This window comes from Streptomyces silvisoli (assembly GCF_029269905.1).
GTDB lineage: Bacteria > Actinomycetota > Actinomycetes > Streptomycetales > Streptomycetaceae > Streptantibioticus_A > Streptantibioticus_A silvisoli_A.
In genome coordinates this window covers 113368-129632 of sequence record NZ_JARJBC010000009.1, presented here as the reverse complement: position 1 = coordinate 129632, position 16265 = coordinate 113368, and the positions used below count along the sequence as shown (strand labels likewise).

Sequence of the window (16265 nt, the reverse complement as noted above, 5' to 3'; positions counted from 1 at the left end):
TGGGGACGGCATCAGCCATCTCCCTGACAGTGGGCGGCCGTTGATCCGGCCGCGTGGGCAAGGGCGGTGGGACCGCCTCGGCCAGGGGCCGCGGTGGCAGCTCGGCTGGCCTGATGCCGACGGGTGCGTTTCCGCACGTGACTCTCCCGCGTCGCCAAGTCGACTTCCTGAAGCCATGTTTATCGACAGATCGTCACGCTTGCGAGGTAAATGGAGTGCCCGGAGTGGTTCTTGGTGGTTCCCGTGGGCAAGTCTGGATTCGCGGCGCCGCAGAGGTGGCGAAGCGGTTGGCCGGCCGCTCGCCCACACCAGTTCCTGGGAGGAATTGAACATGAGCAAGATCCGTACCGCCCGTGTCCTGGCCGCCTTCGCCGCGTTGCCGCTCACCGCGGTTCTGTTCGCGGGCACCGCCTCGGCGGACAACGGTTCCTTCGCCAACGACCACTCGCAGTCGAGCGTCAACAGCACGGGACAGGTGTCCTCGGGCGCGGGCGCCACGAACCAGAGCAACACCGCGAGTGTGAACGGGTCCGGTGATACCCGAATCGAGCAGCAGAATGTGCGGGTGATCTTCTCCAGGTGCTGGTGAAGGCGGGGCGAGGCCTCGGCGCGCTTCCGTGGGTAGCGGCGCCGGAGTCCCGCGCGGCAGGTCGGTGAGGTGGCTGTGCGGCGGCATGATCGATGCCGTCGCACAGCCTTTTTGGTGCTGCCGTGGACGCCCGGAGGTTGTCCACAGGGTGTGGACAACCTCCCGGCGTCTTGACGCCTCCCGCTAATCTGACGGACAGTCAGAATATGGCGGATGCGGGGCTCTATGAGCGGATCAAGGCGTATGAGGGGCGGTCGGCCGTCACCGGGGGCGAGGGAAGGGATCCCGTCAACTCCCCCATGATCAGGCACTGGTGCGAGGCGCTGGGCCACCCCGTACCCGCTGACGGTTCCGCGCCCGCCACCATGCTGCAGGTGTGGACCATGGCTGGACTCCCCGGCCACGGCGACCGGTCCGGGCCGTACGACGAACTGCTGGGCGCCCTCGACGCCGCCGGGTTCACCGCCGTCGTCGCCACGGACTGCGAGCAGGAGTACCTGCGACCGCTGCGCCCCGGCGACCGGATCGCCTTCGACGCCGTCATCGAGTCGGTCTCGCCCCCCAAGGCCACCAAACTGGGCACCGGTTACTTCATCACCACCAGGATGGACCTGCGCTGCGCAGCGGAACCGGTCGGCACCCACCGCTTCCGGATCCTCAAGTACGCACCCGTACAACGGAAGGCGCCCGCCAAACGGCCGTGCCCGGTCGTCAACCGTGACAACGCCGGTTTCTGGGACGGGGTTTCGCGCCGCGAGCTGCTCATCCAGCGCTGCACGCAATGCGCTACGCCGCGCTTCCCCTGGCTACCGGGATGCGACCGGTGCGGCGGGCAGGAGTGGGACACCGTCAGGGCGAGCGGCTCCGGCACCGTCTACTCGTATGTCGTCATGCACCATCCGCCGTTCCCGGCCTTCGACCCCCCGTACGCGGTCGTGCTGGTGGAGCTGGCCGAAGGGGTGCGGATGGTCGCCAACGTGACCGGTGTCCCGTGCGACAAGGTGTGTATCGGCATGCCCGTGGAGCTCGAATTCGCCGATATCGACTCGGAGTTGACGCTTCCGGTGTTTCGGGCGAAGGAGGAGGTTTAGATGCGTGCCGGTGACGAACTGGCGCCGCTGCGCCTACCGATCACCCGAACCCTGATCGTCGCCGGTGCCATCGCCACCCGCGACTACCAGGACGTGCACCACGACGCCGAGGCCGCCCGCGCCAAGGGCTCCCCCGACATCTTCATGAACATCCTCACCACCAACGGCCTGGTCGGCCGCTACATCGCCGAGCGCCTGGGGCCGGCCGCCGAACTGCGCAAGGTCGCCATCCGGCTGGGCGTCCCCAACTACCCGGACGGCGAGATGGAGTTGAGCGGACGGGTCACGTCCATGGGCACCGACGCCGACGGCGAGACGGCCGTCATCGAGGTGACGGGCGCCAACGCGCTCGGTCAGCACGTCACCGGACAGGTCACCGTCCGTCTGCCACGGGGAGGCGGCCATGAGCCTGCACGGTCCTGACGCTCTGGGAGGGCGGGCCGCGATCGTGGGGATCGGCGCCACCGCGTTCACCAAGGACTCCGGCCGCAGCGAACTCTCGCTCGCCGCCGAGGCGGTACGCGCCGCGCTGGACGACGCGGGGCTGCGCCCCGCCGACGTCGACGGGCTGGTCACCTTCACCATGGACACCAGCCCGGAGATCACCGTCGCCCAGGCGACCGGCATGGGCGAGCTGACCTTCTTCTCCCGCGTCCACTACGGCGGCGGCGCGGCATGCGCCACCGTCCAGCAGGCGGCGCTCGCGGTGGCGGCGGGGGTGGCCGAGGTGGTGGTCTGCTACCGGGCGTTCAACGAGCGCTCCGGCCGCCGCTTCGGCTCCGGCGTCCAGCACCGCGAACCGTCCGCCGAGGGCGTGGCACTGGGCTGGGTGCTGCCGTTCGGCCTGCTGACGCCCGCCTCCTGGGTCGCGATGGCCGCCCAGCGGTACCTGTACACGTACGCGCTGGGCCCGGACGCCTTCGGGCCGGTCGCGGTCGCCGACCGCCGGCACGCCGCGACGAACCCGGCCGCGTACTTCCACGGCAGGCCCATCACCCTCGCCGACCACGCCGCCTCGCGCTGGATCGCGGAACCGCTGCGTCTGCTCGACTGCTGCCAGGAGACCGACGGTGGCCAGGCACTCGTCGTCACCACCCTGGAGCGCGCCCGTGACCTGCGGCAACGCCCTGCCGTGATCACCGCGGCGGCACAGGGCGCGGGCCGCGCGCAGCAGCAGATGACCAGCTTCTACCGCGACGACCTCACCGGGCTGCCGGAGATGGGGGTGGTGGCCCGCCAGTTGTGGCGCACCTCCGGGCTCGGGCCGGGCGATGTGGACACGGCCGTGCTGTACGACCACTTCTCGCCGTTCGTGCTGATGCAACTGGAGGAGTTCGGCTTCTGCGGGCGCGGTGAGGCGGCCGGCTTCGCCGCCGACGGCGGGCTGGAGATCGACGGGCGGCTGCCGGTCAACACCCACGGCGGCCAGCTCGGCGAAGCGTATCTGCACGGCATGAACGGCATCGCCGAGGCCGTGCGGCAGATGCGGGGCACCAGCGTCAACCAGGTCCCGGACGCCTCCTGTGCCCTGGTGACCGCGGGCACCGGCGTGCCGACCTCGGGGCTGCTGCTGGGCCGCGACGGCTGACGGCCGCCTCACGCCACTCACGGGGGACCCGATGGGTGCAGACGGCTGAACCCGACGTCCCACGGGGCGCGCCTCCCGCGTACCGTGCCCGTCGCCCTTTTGACTCCCCGTCATGCGTGATAACAACCGGATCATCCGACTTGTGCTTGTCATGGTGGCGTCCCTCGCTTGCGCTGTCGCGGGCATCATGCCGGTCGCGGCGAAGGGCTCGGCCCGGCGGCCGGGCCCGCACCAGAGGGTCACCACCACCGAGGGACGCCGCACCGGCCGGGCACCGTCGCGTAGACCCGGCGGCGTCAACCGCGCACCGTCGCGTCGGCCGCGTGACCCCGGCCCGGGGTCCGGACCGGCACAGCTCGGCCCCGGTCCGCTGCCCGGCCCCGGGCAGCCCGGCAACCCCTTCCCGGGCCCCGGCTGGCCCGGTGACCTGCGACTGCCGGACCTGGGCGACCTTCGGGACCTGGGCAACCTGGGCGACCTCGGTGACCTGGGCGGCGTGGGCATCGTGGGCGGCGTGGACATCCCCGGCGACCCGGGGCACACGCAGCCCCCCGCCTCACCGGCCCCGACCCCGCCCAGCACGCGCAACCCGCACCAGCGCGCCGCGCAGTCGCGGGTGTGGCCCACCACCGACGACCCCCGCCACCACGGCGCCCAGATCTTCCAGGGCTGGGGGTTCGACATCTGCTCCGCGCCCTCGCTGGACACCATGCGGGCCTGGCGGGACTCCAAGTACGGCGCGATCGGCGTCTACATCGGCGGGATCTCCCGTAGCTGCGCCCAGGACAACCTCACCTCCCACTGGGTGCGCAAGGTGACCAGCATGGGCTGGCGGCTGCTGCCGGTCTACGTCGGCTCGCAGTCGCCGTGCGCCACGGACGAGCGGCACCGGACCTACGTGATCGACGAGGACGACATCGAGGGCCAGGCGACGCACGAGGCCGATGACGCGGTGTACAACGCGGAGCGCCTCGGCATGGACCGCAACAGCCCCATCTACTTCGACATGGAGTCGTACGACACGAAGTACCGGTTCTGCACGCGTCCGGTGCTGGAGTTCGTCCAGGCGTGGAGCCGGGAAGTGCGCGCCCGCGGATACCTTCCCGGCTTCTACAGCAACGCCAACGCCGGAATCGCCCAGATGGAGCGGGCCCGCCGGCACGGCCACTCCGACCTGCCGGACCTGGTGTGGTTCGCGCACTGGGGCGTGGAGCCGGACGTCTACGAGGAGCCCAAGCTGTCCAGCGGCGCCTGGCGCCCGCACCGCCGCGTCCACCAGTACGCCGGTGACAAGCGCGAGACACACGGCGGCCGGACCCTCGTCATCGACCGGGATCTGGTCGACGCACCGGTGGCGATCATCCGCAAGGACGGATGACGCGGGGCCACGCACGGCGCGCGCCCGCCGTCGAGGGAGGCCGTCACTCAACGTGATGTGATCCTGTCGCGACCGGCAGGCAACGCGCGCCGTGGTCCGTGGCGTCCCTTCGGGTGGAACCCCGGACCGTGTCCACCCTCGGGAGGTAGGGAGACCCTCACCCCTACGACTTCAGGGTGACCCAGCTTCGGGACCTGCGGCCGATCCCCGACGCCGTCGGCGCTCATAGCGTTGAGCGCATGACCACGCCTGTGTGCACCAGCGCTCAGCAGCAGTTCACCAGTTATGTCCAGGACAGGGGACCGGTGCTGCTGCGCACCGCCCGTTCACTGACCGCCAACCCGTGTGACGCCGAGGACCTGCTGCAGACGGCGCTGGCCAAGACCTACCTGGCGTGGGACCGGATCGCCGACCACGGTGCGCTGGACGGCTACGTGCGGCGCACGCTGGTCAACACGCGCACCTCGCAGTGGCGCAAGCGCCGCGTCGACGAGTTCGCCTGCGAGGAGCTGCCGGAGAGCAGCGTCCCCGGCCCCGACCCGGCCGAGCACCAGGCGCAGCGCGACGCGTTGTGGACCGCCATAGGGCGGCTGCCGGCCCGCCAGCGCGCGATGGTCGTGCTGCGGTACTACGAGGACCTCACCGAGGTGCAGACCGCCGAGCTGCTCGGCGTCTCGGTGGGCACGGTCAAGAGCTCGGTCTCCCGGGCCCTGGTGAAGCTGCGCTCCGACCCGGAACTCCTCGCCTGGTAACCGGACGCCGTAGAAGGGAACGCGTGGCCCGCGGTGGCGCCGCTCGTCCCGGCTGCCCCGATCGGAAGCGGAAGGGGCACGCCGATGGCGGGCCAGGTCGGCCGAAAGGAACCCGTCGCGGCCTAGCCATACCGCACGGTATGCCAGCACAATCACGGGAAACCTACTCTCGCGTAGTGCGTCAACGAGGAGGCTCCCCGGTGCTGAGCACGATGCAGGACGTACCCCTGCTGGTCTCGCGGATTCTGACCCATGGCTCGACCGTGCACGGTCGAGCGCGGGTGACCACCTGGACCGCGGACGCTGGACCGCGGCGCCGGACCTTCGCAGAAATCGGCGCACGCGCCGCCCAGCTCGCGCACGCGCTGCGCGACGAACTCGGCGTCGCCCCCGACGACCGGGTGGCGACGCTGATGTGGAACAACGCGGAGCACGTCGAGGCGTACTTCGCGATCCCGTGCATGGGCTCGGTGCTGCACACGCTCAACCTGCGGTTGCCGCCGGAGCAGTTGACGTGGATCGTCAACCACGCGGCGGACCGGGTCATCCTGGTCAACGGCACGCTGCTGCCGCTGCTCGCCCCGCTGCTGCCGCGGCTGGAGTCCGTCGAGCACCTGGTCGTCGTCGGTCCCGGCGACACCTCCGTGCTGGACGGCTGCCGTGCGACCGTCCACGAGTACGAGTCGCTGATCGCGGACCGCCCGCAGCGGTACGAGTGGCCGGAGCTGGACGAACGGCAGGCCGCGGCGATGTGCTACACCTCGGGCACCACCGGCGAACCCAAGGGCGTGGTCTACAGCCACCGTTCCATCTATCTGCACTCGATGCAGGTGAACATGGCCGAGTCGTTCTCGCTGACCGACCGGGACACCACCTTGCCCATCGTCCCGATGTTCCACGTCAACGCCTGGGGCATTCCGCACGCCGCGTTCATGACGGGCATCAACATGCTGATGACCGACCGGTTCCTGCAACCCGCCGCCATCGCCGAGATGATCGAGGCCGAGCGGCCCACCCACGCCGCCGCCGTCCCCACCATCTGGCAGGGGCTGCTCGCCGAACTCGCCGAACGGCCACGGGACGTCTCCTCGGTGCGCCAGGTGATCATCGGCGGCTCGGCCTGCCCGCCCTCGCTGATGCGGGACTTCCAGGAGCGGCACGGCATCGAGGTCTGCCACGCCTGGGGGATGACCGAGACCTCGCCGCTGGGCACGACCTCCCACCCCCCGGCCGGAGCCACCGGTGAGGAGGCGTGGACGTACCGGTTCACCCAGGGACGGTTCCCCGCCTCGGTGGCGGCGCGGTTGATCGGCCCGTCCGGCGAGGTGATGCCGTGGGACGGCACGAGCACGGGCGAACTGGAGGTGCGCGGTCCGTGGATCGCGGGCGCCTACTTCGGCGGCGCCGGAGCCGAACCCCTCGCCCCCGAGGACAAGTTCCACGACGGCTGGCTGCGCACCGGCGACGTCGGGGCGATCTCGCCGGACGGCTATCTGACGTTGACCGACCGCGCGAAGGACGTCATCAAGTCGGGCGGTGAGTGGATCTCCTCGGTGGAGTTGGAGAACCACCTGATGGCCCACCCCGACGTGGCGGAGGCGGCCGTGGTCGCGGTCCCCGACGCGAAGTGGGGCGAACGGCCGCTCGCCACCGTGGTGTTGAAGGAGGGCGCCGTGGCCGACTACGCCACGCTGCGCGTCTTCCTCACCGAACGCGTCGCCCGCTGGCAGGTTCCGGAGCGCTGGACGATCGTCTCCGCCGTGCCCAAGACGTCGGTGGGCAAGTTCGACAAGAAGGTGATCCGACGCCAGTACGCGGACGGGAAGTTGGACGTCACGGTCTTCTGAGTCGCCGTCCTCGCCCGGTGGTTGGCACGGTCCGGCGGTCGCTGACCGCCGGACCGTCCTACAGCTCGGTGCCGATCTTGCTCAGCAGGTCCACGATCCGGCCCTGCACCTCGGCGCTGGTGGAACGTTCCGCGAGGAACAGCACCGTCTCGCCGGATCCGAGGCGTGGCAGTTCGGCCGGTTCGATGTCCACCGAGGTGTAGACGACGAGCGGGGTGCGGTTCAACAGACCGTTCGCCCGTAGCCAGTCGACGATCCCGACCCGGCGCCGCCTGATCAGCATCAGATCCATCACGACCAGATTCGGTCGCAACTGCGCGGCGAGCGTCGCCGCGTCGCCCTCCGACGCCGCGTGCGCCACCTGCATGCCGCGCCGCTCCAAGGTCGCGGTGAACGCCGCGGCGATGTCCTGGTGGCTCTCCACCAGCAGCACCCGCGGCGGGTGCTGCTCACTGTCGCGCGGCGCCAACGCCTTGAGCAGCACCGCCGGGTCGGCGCCGTACGCCGCCTCCCGTGTCGCCTGCCCGAGCCCGGCCGTCACCAGCACCGGAACCTCCGCGGCCACCGCCGCCGCCCGCAGCGACTGCAACGCGGTGCGGGTGATCGGCCCGGTCAGCGGGTCCACGAACAGCGCCGCCGGATACTCGGCGACCTGCGCGTCCACCTCCTCCCGCGAGCGCACCGTCACCGGACGGTAGCCGCGGTCGGTCAGCGCCTGCCGGGTCGACACATCGGGCTCAGGCCAGACCAGCAGCCGACGCGGACTGCTCAGCTCCGCCGCCGCGCCGTCCGCCGCCGGGGCGGCGCTGACCTCCACCGCGCCGTTCGGGCCGTCCAGATGCTCGGGGCCCTCGTCCCCCTCGGCGGGCGCGCCTATGGCGAACGCCTGGCCTTCGCCCTGGCTGTCGCTGGCCTGGAACGCCGGATTCGACGCCGCGGCCTGGTCCGTCGGGTGCTGCCGGGCGGGCTCGGCGGTCTGCGTCTGCGGGGGAGCGGTCAGCTTGCGGCGCCGCCCGGAACCACTGCCCGCCGCGGGCACCCCGCCGGGCGGCGTCGGCTGCCCGGGCTGGGCGTACGCCACACCCTGCCCCAGCGTCCGCACGCTGATCGCCCGGCCCTCCGACTGCGGCGACTCGGCGGCCTGCGGCGTTCCGTTCGCGGCCTGCCAACCGGGCGGATTGGGCTGGCCGTTGACCTGGTGCGGGACCGGACGTGCCGCGTCCGCCGGGCTCTCGCCCTCGCCCTGCGGCAGTCCCTGGTGCACGGGGTCGTCGACGGCCTGGGCGGCCGGGGGCAGCGCAGGCGGCAGCTCCGGACCGGCGGCGGGCTTCCTGGCCCGGCGGCCGGACGGCCGGGGCGCTTGCTCCGCCGCGGCCGACGGCAACGCCGGTTCGATCGCCAGCGGTTCTGGCTGCGCGGGCCGTGGACCCGCCTCCTGCGGCAGCGCGCCGGGACGCGCCCGGCGTCCGCGTGGCGTGGCCGTCGCCTGTTCAGGCAGCGCGGGCAGGGCCGGGCGCCCGGACTCGGCCTGCTGCGCAGCGCGCAGCGACTCGGCTGGTTCGGGATCGCTCTGCGCGGCGGGCAGCGCGGGCAGTTCCGGCTGCTGGCCCTCGGACAGTGCGCGCCGGGCCCGGCGACCGGTCGGCCGGGCCTGGGCCTGCGGACCGGCCGCGTTGGAGCCGTTGGCCTCGTTCACCGCGGCGCCGTCCGGGGCGGGCGGCTGCTCGACGCCACCGGGCTCAGCACGGCGCAGCGCACGGCGCCGCCCGGTGGGCTGCTCCTGTGGGGCGGCGTTCGCCGAGGGTCCGGCCGGAAGCGCGATCGGCGCGCCGGGGCCGCCGTTGCTCTCGTGGACCGGGCGCCGCGGCCGCGGCGCCCGCCCGGTGTTCTGCCCGGCCGTGTCGACGGGCCTCGGCCCGTCCGCCGTGCCCTGGGTGCCGCGCGCCGGGGCGGACGGCATCGGCAGCACCGTCGTCTCGGAGTCCCGCGCCGCCGCCTTGCCGTGCGCCGCGTCACCGCCGCCTTCGTCGACCGGCACCTCAAGCACATAGGCGCTGCCGCCCTGCCCGGGGACCTCGTGCGTCTGCAGCACTCCGCCGTGCCGCTCAACGATCCCGCGGGTGATCGGCAGATGGACCGGGCTGCCGCCGCTGTGCGGGCCGCGCACCTCGATCCGTACCACGTCGCCGCGCTGAGCCGCCGCGACCACGATCGTGGAGTCGCCACCTCCGGCGACCACCGCGGTGCGTCCGGTGGCGTCCACGCCCGCCACGTCGGCGATCAGGTGCGCGATCGCCTGCGACAGCCTGGGCCCGTCGACCACCGCCTCGATCGGCGGCGCGTGCACCGCGTACTGCGCGCGGCCGGGGCCGATCAGCTCGATCGCCCCTTCCACCCCCGCCGCGACCACGTCGTCAAGGCCGACCGCCGCCCGGTTCAGCTTCTCCTTGCCGGAGTCCAGCCGCTGGAAGGCCAGCACGTTGTCGATCAGCGTGGTCATCCGGGCGTATCCGGCGGCCAGATGGTGCAGCGTCTGGTTGGCCTCCGGCCACAACTGCCCGGCCGGGTCGGCCGCCAGCCCGGACAACTCGCCGCGCAGCTCGTCCAACGGCGCGCGCAGCGAGGCGTCCAGCACCTCGCGCAGCTGTGCGTGCCGGGCCGCCAGCGCGTCGAAGCGGCTGCGGTCGGTGAACGACATCACCGCGCCGACCAGTTGGTCGCCCTCGCGCACCGGCGCGGTGGTGAGGTCGACCGGTACCGCGCGGCCGTTCTTCGTCCACAGCACCTGGCCGCGCACCCGGTGCTTGCGCCCCGAGCGCAGCGTGTCGGCGAGCGGCGTCTCCTCCCACGGCAGCGCGCTGCCGTCGGCCCGGGAGTGGTGGATCAGCGGATGCAGCTCCTGGCCGCCCAGATCGCTGGCCCGGAAGCCGAGGATCTGCGCGGCGGCCGGGTTGACCAGGACGACCTTGCCCTCGGTGTCCACGCCGACCACGCCCTCGCTGGCGGCGCGCAGGATCATCTCGGTCTGCCGCTGCTGGCGGGCGAGTTCGGCCTCGGTGTCAAGGGTGCCGGTCAGGTCCCGCACCACCAGCATCAGCAGTTCGTCGCCGGTGTACAGATGGTGCGGATCGGCGTACGGGGTGCGCCCGTCCTCCACGTTGGCGCTGGTCACCTCGACCGGGAACTCACTGCCGTCGGTGCGCCGGGCGACCATCCGGGTCGGCTTGGTGCGCCGGTCCTCCTCCGAGTCCGGGCGGCGCATCGAACCGGGGATGCGCCGGGAGTCGAAGGCGGGCAGCAGGTCGAGCAGACCCCGACCGACCAGTGCGGTGCCGGGGGCCTCGAACGTTTCCAGGGCTATGGCGTTGGCGTTGACGACCGTTCCGTTGGCGTTCACCAGTAGCAGGGCGTCGGGGAGGGCGTCGAGTATTGCCGCGAGGCGAGCAGCGCCTCGGGATGGCCTGCTGCTCACGAGACGCGTCCTCCCTGATACCGCACTTGCTGTACCGCTCTTTGCTCAGCTGGCTCGGTGATCGCGGGCTGCTATCACCGATGGCCCATCTTGCCCTTCCCCCCGTGGCATGTCACCACAGGAGTGTAAGGGGCGGGCTCCTGGGCACGGTGGCGGATGACGTAGAGGAAGAAGAGGTTCCGTGACGATCTTGTCCGGGTCCGACTAACCCCGACTAATGCCGACCAAGCCGGATCGTTCCTGCCCGCGCCGGACCGTTCCCCGGCCTGGGATGAGCGAGTGCGCTGAGCGGTTGGCGGCGCGGGTGATTCCGGTACCCGGCTGGCTCGGCGGCGCGCCCGCGCGGCTCAGCGCACCGGGGCACCGGACACCCGGCCCGGCGCGGGCGCGGGCAGTACCGGCTCCATCCGCTGCCAGCGCGCGGCCTGGCAGCCGTCGTTCCTGTTGTACGTGTCCTCGACGTGCCGCCCGTGCCAGGTTCCGGTGATCCGCGCGCTCTGCGGTCCGCCGTACAACTCGGTGCACATCTGGTCGTGCGGTACGGGTCCGAGCGGGCCGTCGAGCGCGTCGAGCCGGTCGCACGCCGCCTGCGCGTTCGGCAGCGAGCCGCCGGCCGGGTGGCAGCTGAGGGTGTTGGTGACGGTGGCGCCGCTGCCGTCGTCGTACGTGATGGTCAGCTGGTCGCCCGCCGCCTCGGGCAGGGGCAGCGGCAGCGGCAGGGGCAGCGGCATCCGTGCGGCGGCGGAGGCCGGGACCGGCACGGCGGCCAGCGCCAGCACCACCGTGGCGGACAGCGAGCGGCCGAGCGCCCGCGGCGAACGGGTTCGAGCGTGGCCCTTGGTGTGAGCACGGTCACGGAGACGGAACATGGGGCGGCTCCCTGAGGTGGCGATGCGCCGGAGTGAAGGGTGCGGACGCGCCTCTCCTTACCGCCCACACCCGGCGCTGCCCCGGCATTGCACCCGATCGTGGGCATGTCGCCGCTCCGGTTCGCAACGGCTTTGCCCTCCCGACCGGCGTCCTTGTACCGTAGGCTGCGATTGGTAACGCCCTTCGGGGATGTGCCATCATCTGCACACGCCTTGCGCTCGCGTGGGCGTGCTGGAGGCTTCGCCTAGTCTGGTCTATGGCGCCGCACTGCTAATGCGGTTTGGGTTAATCGCCCATCCCGGGTTCAAATCCCGGAGCCTCCGCTCTTGCCGACAGCCCCGTCCGGATTCTCCGGACGGGGCTGTCGCGCTTCTCCGACCCGTCCGCCCCTCGCCCCACACCGGCTCGTTGCGGCGTTTCCGCAGGTCAGTGAGGGTCCGGGGAATGGATTTCGCCTGACGGCGGGGTTCATGTAATGTTGTTCCCGCAACGCCGACCGGCAAGAAAAACCGGGAAGCCAAGCACTCGTAGCTCAACGGATAGAGCATCTGACTACGGATCAGAAGGTTGCAGGTTCGAATCCTGCCGAGTGCACAGCAGCTCAGAGGCCCTGTCGAGAGATCGACAGGGCCTCTTGCATTAGGCGTGACGGCAGTGGTTGACGGCAACCGTTCCTAGACCCTGCCCCGAACTGGTCGTCCATGGGAGCGGTAACCGCGCTCAGCGCCCACGGATCACACGGCCCAGGAATCCGCTGGATCGTCCAGCCAAGCTCGCTGTCCCCCAGGCGTGATGGTGAGGCCGAACCGCGTGTGGTCCGGTTCGCCACGGTCGACCCACCAGCGGTAAGCCGCCTCGACTTCGTCCCACAGCCGACGCGGCCCTGACTGCCATACCAACGCCTCTTTTTCGCCGTCCCGGAACATCACCACCGCCCAGGACCGGTCATCCAGCCCGTAGAACCACACAGACCGGCGACCATCGCGTTTCTCAGCAACCGCATGGGTGCAACCGGGCACGCGAAGCCCCACGGCGAACTGAACGGCGGTGTACTGCCCCCCGGACGAACTCCGCCTCTGTGATAGCCGTAGCTGACGTATCAGCGTCGGCCAAGACATCCGCCGGAACGTACTCGGTGTGGTCAATTGGAGACGGCCGCTGAGCGCGCATCTTCATGAACTCCACCGGCCGCGTGAAGTGTCCGGAGGCCATGCCGTCTTGCACGACCAGGCGAGCCACGGCATCCGCGTTGGAGTAGTGCGTCCCCCACGGCGCAACGATCAGCCCGCCGGGACGGGTCTGTTCGATCCACGTTCCAGGGACCTCTCGAAGTCCCACGGTGACCAGGATGCGGTCATAGGGCGCGTTGTCGGCACAGCCCTCGAACCCGTCGCCCACGACGACATCTGGGTAGAGGCCGGCCGCGCACAGCCGTTCACGTGCACGGCGTGAGACGTAAGGGTCTACCTCAACCGTGGTGATCTGCCCATGTCGGCATCGGTGGAACAAGGCTCCGGCCGTTTCACCCGTGCCCGTGCCGATGTCGAGGACCCGCATGTCCTCCTCCACCGCCAGGGTCTGAAGCATCGCGTACACGACCGAAGGCATGGACGACGAGCTAGTGGACAACTCGCCCGGCTCGGTGCCCCTGTGCGTGCCGTCGTCCCACTGCGTCACGATGGGCACGTTGCTGTCTGCTGCCTCGTACCACGCGTCAGGGTCAGCGGCCCGATCCACCGCGACACTCTTCCCTGCGCTCATGTCGTAGGGCCACATCAGCTCGGGGAGGAAGACGGCTCGGTCAACGGCCGCGAACGTCGGAGCCCAGTCGGATGTCAGCGCGCGCGTTTCAAGGAGGAGCCGCCCCAGCTCCTTTCGGCCAGGACGGTCCACCCATACAGAGTCGGACATCACTTGCGGTGCGTCCCATCGCCAGGCGGCGTGTCGCCGTCAGGGGAGGGAGTAGGCGGCGTCCAGGGCGTACCCGGGTGTCCGTCGCCCCCGTCCCCTCCTCCTCCGCCATGGCCGCCATCGGCAGCAGTAACGATCTGCACGTTGAACATCCGCTCTCTCCTTCCACTGGTCAGATGTTGATGAGTACTCGCTGACCCGCACCAGCCGCCCACTTTCCGCCCCAGGACGAGCGGCCGGTACGGGAGTTGAATAGTCCGCCCTGGACGGAAACGAGGTGATTACTGCCCGCGAGAAGAAGCGGACGCTTGCCCAAGGCGGACCGGTCTACGGGGGCGACGACGCCGCGAAGGACAGCCCGACCGCCAAGCCGCAAGAGGCGCTGATTCCGATCATGAACAGGACGCCTGAGTACCGCCCGATCAAGCGAACTAACGCCATCACAGCCCCAATCGAACGGTGGATGCAGGACGGGAGTCCCGGCAGGCAGGAGGACCGCCATGCGGACCGTCTCCTCCCAACGCGCGGCACAACTCGGCATGTAGGACTTCCACCTCCACCAGGCTCATCCGCAACTGCCCATCACCGCGAGGCTTCCCGTTCAAGACGACCGAAAGGGGCAAGGACACCGAACCATCGGAGAGTCGCTCAACGCGCTTGCCGTGAACACGGTCCAACCGCCAGCCGTACGCTGGGTCATACGCAGCCATGTGCCCACCTCCGGAGTCGTTGACCTGCCCGTTGCCGTGTTGCTCGCCGGGCGCTTCGCCTGCACCAAGGGTTTCTCCTGCGACGGGCGAGCGGGAGTGTGTGTCAAGGTCGCCTGGCGTTGGGGCATTCACACACTGTGTGAATCCGACTTCGCTACTCTCAATCGCACTGAGTGATTTGGGGGCCACATGGAGCCAAACACCCTGTTGGACGCCCTACTTGACGAGGCGGGAATGTCCCGCGTCGGCCTGGCAACGAGGGTGAACCATGCTGCGCGAGCACGCGGGAAATCGACCCGCTACGACCACGCCTCGGTCATCCGCTGGCTACGGGGCCAACGCCCACGTGGAGTGGTGCCGGACCTGATCTGCGATGTCCTCAGCGAACGCCTGAAGCGGCCCATTACCGCCGATGACATTGGCATGGGGAAATCCCACAGGATGCAGGCGCCAAGCGGCGAGCTGAGCGGGTTCATCGAGCGGGCGACGGCTCTATGGCGCGGGGACCAGCAGCAACGGCCAGACCTTCGGCAAGCACCGGCCATCACGGGACTGCCTGCGGTCGCACCAGTGTGGGAGTGGGAGAACCCGCCGGACGACATCGACGTGTCGCGACCCGGGACGCCCCGGGTGGGGCTGGCCGATGTCGATGTCTTGCGCACTGCGCGTACGCACTACGAGCAGATGTACCGAAAGGCCGGTGGTGTGGCCACGCGCAGCCGCATCATCAACTATCTGAACTCGGAGACCGCCCCTCTCCTACGTGGGTCGTATTCCGACCAGACCGGGCGGGAGCTGCACCGCGCCGTTGGTGGTCTTGTGGCCGTCGCAGGGATCTGTAGCTACGACAGCGACACCCAGGGCCTCGCGCAGCGCTACTTCCACCAGGCATTACGTCTTGCCAAGGCCAGCAGCGACCGGGCATTCGGCGGTTACGTCATCGCACTACTGGTGAACCAGTCGATCTTTCTCAAGGAGTACCGCCAAGCCGTAGCCTTCGCCGAAGCCGGGCTCCGTACCGCTGGCCCGCACATCTCCCACGCTTTGGCCACTGACCTCCACGCCATGCAGGCCAAGGCATACGCCCGCGTGGGCGACCCGGCGAGCGCCCATCGCTGCATGCTGCTCGCAGAGACCCGCGCCGCGAAGATCCGCCGGGATGATGAGCCAGCCGAGACGGGATACGTTCAACCAGGGCTTGTCGAAGCACAGCTTGCAGAGGCACTCATGAGCCTAGGGACATGAACCCCGCCCAGGAGTACGCCCTCGAAGCGGTCCGTACCCAGTCACATGCCCGGGGGCGAGTCCACCGGCTTGCGACCTTGACGAACGTGCAACGCATGCTGGGATGGCTCCGTAACCGAGTGGAAGGCGCAGCGCGTGTCGGTCTGGAAGAACCTGAGCGAGCACACTGTGTACAAAACCCGTGGCTCTGCGTGAACCTCGCCGACGTTGAGCTGCCTGACGGACGCCACCTTGACCACTACCTGATCCGACAGCGGCCCGTCGCCTTGGGCACCGCCGTGAATGAGAAGAACGAAGTGCTTCTGCTCTGGCGACACCGGTTCATTCCAGACTCATGGGGCTGGGAGATCGCCGCCGGGGTCGTTGAGGATGGCGAAGACCTCGAAGCCGCAGCGGCCCGCGAGATGCTCGAAGAGACCGGATGGCGACCCGTCGGCCCCATGCACCACCTACTGACTGTCGAGCCCTCGAACGGCCTCTCGGACGCCCGACACCACGTCTACTGGGCCGAAGGCGCCGACTACGTGGGGCACCCGGCAGACGACTTCGAGTCGGAGCGCCGTGAGTGGGTGCCCCTCAAGGAGGTACCGGAGCTGGTGGCACGCGGCGAGGTGCGGGCGTCGAACGCGGCAGCTGCCCTACTGCTGCTGCACCACATGCGCCTCGGATAGCTCGATTCTGTCCGGCTGCGGAATGACGGCAACGCTGACGGCAACGACCGCACACGATGCCTGCCAAGTGCTTATTCTCACATCCAAGTCGCCAGGCCGCCGAGGCCACCGGCAGGGAGTTGCCCGATCCTGACGGATCAG

10 protein-coding genes, 2 tRNA genes and 2 pseudogenes are annotated in these 16265 nt (G+C 70.3%); 11 read left to right on the top strand and 3 right to left on the bottom strand.

From position 1 onward, the window contains the following. Window positions 1-331: 331 nt before the first annotated feature. From P3G67_RS16720 to P3G67_RS16690, 7 genes are all read left to right on the top strand, one after another. Complete coding sequence (locus P3G67_RS16720) at window positions 332-589, top strand: hypothetical protein (protein ID WP_269855299.1); 258 nt, start codon at window positions 332-334, stop codon at window positions 587-589. A gap of 206 nt (window positions 590-795) precedes the next feature. Beyond that, the gene (locus P3G67_RS16715) at window positions 796-1680 is read left to right on the top strand and encodes a Zn-ribbon domain-containing OB-fold protein (protein WP_276094194.1); all 885 of its coding nucleotides are present in this window, start codon (window positions 796-798) and stop codon (window positions 1678-1680) included. Then, on the top strand, window positions 1681-2103 hold the full coding sequence (locus P3G67_RS16710) for a MaoC/PaaZ C-terminal domain-containing protein (RefSeq protein ID WP_276094193.1): 423 nt from the start codon (window positions 1681-1683) through the stop codon (window positions 2101-2103). It abuts the gene before it with no gap. Continuing rightward, window positions 2084-3268, top strand: coding sequence for a lipid-transfer protein (locus P3G67_RS16705; protein WP_269855296.1), 1185 nt, complete (start codon window positions 2084-2086; stop codon window positions 3266-3268). Before P3G67_RS16710 ends, P3G67_RS16705 begins: the two co-directional genes overlap by 20 nt. A gap of 112 nt (window positions 3269-3380) precedes the next feature. Beyond that, on the top strand, window positions 3381-4646 hold the full coding sequence (locus tag P3G67_RS16700) for a DUF1906 domain-containing protein (protein ID WP_269855295.1): 1266 nt from the start codon (window positions 3381-3383) through the stop codon (window positions 4644-4646). A 239-nt stretch (window positions 4647-4885) separates the two neighbouring features. Next, on the top strand, window positions 4886-5398 hold the full coding sequence (locus P3G67_RS16695; RefSeq protein ID WP_276094192.1) for a SigE family RNA polymerase sigma factor: 513 nt from the start codon (window positions 4886-4888) through the stop codon (window positions 5396-5398). 200 nt (window positions 5399-5598) lie between these two features. After that, the gene (locus P3G67_RS16690; RefSeq protein WP_276094191.1) at window positions 5599-7245 is read left to right on the top strand and encodes a long-chain fatty acid--CoA ligase; all 1647 of its coding nucleotides are present in this window, start codon (window positions 5599-5601) and stop codon (window positions 7243-7245) included. Between the two features lie 58 nt (window positions 7246-7303). Here P3G67_RS16690 and P3G67_RS16685 read toward each other — a convergent pair whose 3' ends face one another. Then, window positions 7304-10717 carry a response regulator gene (locus P3G67_RS16685; RefSeq protein ID WP_276094190.1) on the bottom strand — a complete coding sequence of 1138 codons (3414 nt, stop codon included), beginning with the start codon at window positions 10715-10717 and terminating at the stop codon, window positions 7304-7306. A 347-nt stretch (window positions 10718-11064) separates the two neighbouring features. Further along, window positions 11065-11586: an SSI family serine proteinase inhibitor gene (locus P3G67_RS16680; protein WP_276094189.1), complete on the bottom strand. Its 522-nt coding sequence runs from the start codon at window positions 11584-11586 to the stop codon at window positions 11065-11067. Between the two features lie 234 nt (window positions 11587-11820). On the opposite strand from P3G67_RS16680, the gene P3G67_RS16675 reads away from it, so the two are divergent. Beyond that, window positions 11821-11910 (top strand) — tRNA-Ser (locus P3G67_RS16675). Window positions 11911-12108: 198 nt separating this feature from the next. Further along, window positions 12109-12181 (top strand) — tRNA-Arg (locus P3G67_RS16670). 140 nt (window positions 12182-12321) lie between these two features. Here P3G67_RS16670 and P3G67_RS16665 read toward each other — a convergent pair. Next, window positions 12322-13498: pseudogene (locus tag P3G67_RS16665) on the bottom strand (methyltransferase domain-containing protein). Between the two features lie 899 nt (window positions 13499-14397). Between P3G67_RS16665 and P3G67_RS16660 the strand changes: the two are divergent. Beyond that, a pseudogene (locus tag P3G67_RS16660) lies at window positions 14398-15593 on the top strand (transcriptional regulator); the annotation flags it as partial. 51 nt (window positions 15594-15644) lie between these two features. Further along, complete coding sequence (locus tag P3G67_RS16655; RefSeq protein ID WP_276094282.1) at window positions 15645-16124, top strand: NUDIX hydrolase; 480 nt, start codon at window positions 15645-15647, stop codon at window positions 16122-16124. Window positions 16125-16265: the final 141 nt, after the last annotated feature.

What these genes read in the sequence shown, in the direction of transcription:
- P3G67_RS16720 (WP_269855299.1), top strand. Translation starts at nt 332, where the DNA reads ATGAGCAAGATCCGTACCGCCCGTGTCCTGGCCGCCTTCGCCGCGTTG.
- P3G67_RS16715 (WP_276094194.1), top strand. Translation starts at nt 796, where the DNA reads ATGGCGGATGCGGGGCTCTATGAGCGGATCAAGGCGTATGAGGGGCGG.
- P3G67_RS16710 (WP_276094193.1), top strand. Translation starts at nt 1,681, where the DNA reads ATGCGTGCCGGTGACGAACTGGCGCCGCTGCGCCTACCGATCACCCGA.
- P3G67_RS16705 (WP_269855296.1), top strand. Translation starts at nt 2,084, where the DNA reads ATGAGCCTGCACGGTCCTGACGCTCTGGGAGGGCGGGCCGCGATCGTG.
- P3G67_RS16700 (WP_269855295.1), top strand. Translation starts at nt 3,381, where the DNA reads ATGCGTGATAACAACCGGATCATCCGACTTGTGCTTGTCATGGTGGCG.
- P3G67_RS16695 (WP_276094192.1), top strand. Translation starts at nt 4,886, where the DNA reads ATGACCACGCCTGTGTGCACCAGCGCTCAGCAGCAGTTCACCAGTTAT.
- P3G67_RS16680 (WP_276094189.1), bottom strand. Translation starts at nt 11,586, where the DNA reads ATGTTCCGTCTCCGTGACCGTGCTCACACCAAGGGCCACGCTCGAACC.